The sequence below is a fragment of the Wohlfahrtiimonas larvae genome (assembly GCF_002006755.1).
Classification (GTDB): domain Bacteria; phylum Pseudomonadota; class Gammaproteobacteria; order Cardiobacteriales; family Wohlfahrtiimonadaceae; genus Wohlfahrtiimonas; species Wohlfahrtiimonas larvae.
Window position 1 is genome coordinate 1 of the sequence record NZ_MVDO01000184.1, and the last position, 1,483, is coordinate 1,483.

Consider the following 1,483-nt stretch of genomic DNA (forward strand, 5'->3'; position numbering starts at 1 on the left):
AGTAGGTCATCTCCAGGGTCTAATAAGCGAATAGCCCACTCAATGAGTGGGCTTTTTGTTGTGTGCTATTTAAAATATTAATAAATACTTTATACTACAACAATATGAATATAAAAATCAGGATCAATAATGGGTGGTGTTGGAGAAGGCATAGTACAAATAATATTTGAATATATATTACCTGCTATTGGAGCATCAATTAGATGGATTGTCTTATTGGGTATCGGTAGAAAGGCTACTTTTGAGAGCTTATGGAAAGATTCAAAAACTAATCTTCTAATAGGTTCTACTTTATTTATCATGTTATGTTTTATTTTGATTATGAAGATAAACTGAAGGTTTATTACAAATGCTAATTTCATTGAAACAACTCGTTGGAACTAAAATAATTACTAATGAAGATGATTTACTAGATCTTGCAGATCAAATTTGGTCTTTAGGAGATATGAGTGAAATCGTCAGTCAGGTTGATCATAAAGCGTTAGATGCATTTATTATGATGAATGTTATTGGTAATTGGAAAGGTGATGGTTGGGGCGGAGTATTAGAAAATTCTGAATTTTTACCTTTCATTGAACATGCATTGCGAACATTTAAATTTGATGTAATGGCAGATCATTGGTATCAATTATTATCATTATTTCCAATCAATCCTTGTGATGCAGAAGTGCAGAAGAATTTTTATGATCACCAAAATTTTTTAATTAATCCTCGTTTTACAATCAAGAATGAAACACTAAAGTTGATTGATCCTGAAATTAGAAAAACTTTATCTGAGAAGTACCAAGAACTATTAGTTTTATTAGATGATGAGGCAGATAAATACTGGATGTATAATGCTTCAAATCAAGCAGGCTGGGGAGTTGTGATAGATTATATACAGAAATATTCGATCTAATAAAAAGCGATCTCAATGATCGCTTTTAATGTTTATAAATGATGCTGTTGAATGATGAAATCTAACCAATAATCACAGCCTTGGTTCACTAAATCATAAGTTAATTCAAAATTGCCTGTATAATAAGGGTCAGGGACTTCAGAATGCTCAGGATTATTTAAAGGTTCTAAGAATAAATGAATTTTAGAATCATATTGATCAGTGGGTGGAAGAGATTTTAGATCACGAATATTATTATTATCCATACCTAAAATATAATCATAAGTTTCAAAATCATCACCACAGATTCGTGTAGCAACCATGCCTTTTGTGGAAATTCCTTTTTCATTTAAAATTTCTTGTGTGCCTTGATGCGGTGGTTTACCCAAATTCCAATCACCCGTTGCAGCAGATGCAATATAAATCTTATCTTCCAATCCTTTGGCTTTGACTTTTTCTCTGAATAACGCTTCAGCCATTGGAGAACGACAAATATTACCTAAGCACACGAATAAAACTTTAACCATAATTCATCCTATTAATAACCATTTGATGCATAATTTAGCTTACAATAGAGATATATTATCATTAAAAGAAGTGGCTATG

Annotated in this window: 3 protein-coding genes; 2 read left to right on the top strand and 1 reads right to left on the bottom strand. The window is 31.3% G+C overall.

All coding sequences use genetic code 11. From position 1 onward, the window contains the following. The first annotated feature begins 129 nt into the window (after positions 1–129). Positions 130–336, top strand: a complete 207-nt coding sequence (locus tag BZK14_RS10145; RefSeq protein WP_077926385.1) for a hypothetical protein — start codon at positions 130–132, stop codon at positions 334–336. Positions 337–349: 13 nt separating this feature from the next. Next, positions 350–898, top strand: coding sequence for a hypothetical protein (locus BZK14_RS10150; protein WP_077926386.1), 549 nt, complete (start codon positions 350–352; stop codon positions 896–898). Positions 899–930: 32 nt separating this feature from the next. Here the strand turns inward: BZK14_RS10150 and BZK14_RS10155 are convergent, their stop codons facing one another. Next, positions 931–1,404, bottom strand: a complete 474-nt coding sequence (locus BZK14_RS10155) for a low molecular weight protein-tyrosine-phosphatase (RefSeq protein WP_077926387.1) — start codon at positions 1,402–1,404, stop codon at positions 931–933. Between the last annotated feature and the right edge of the window lie 79 nt (positions 1,405–1,483).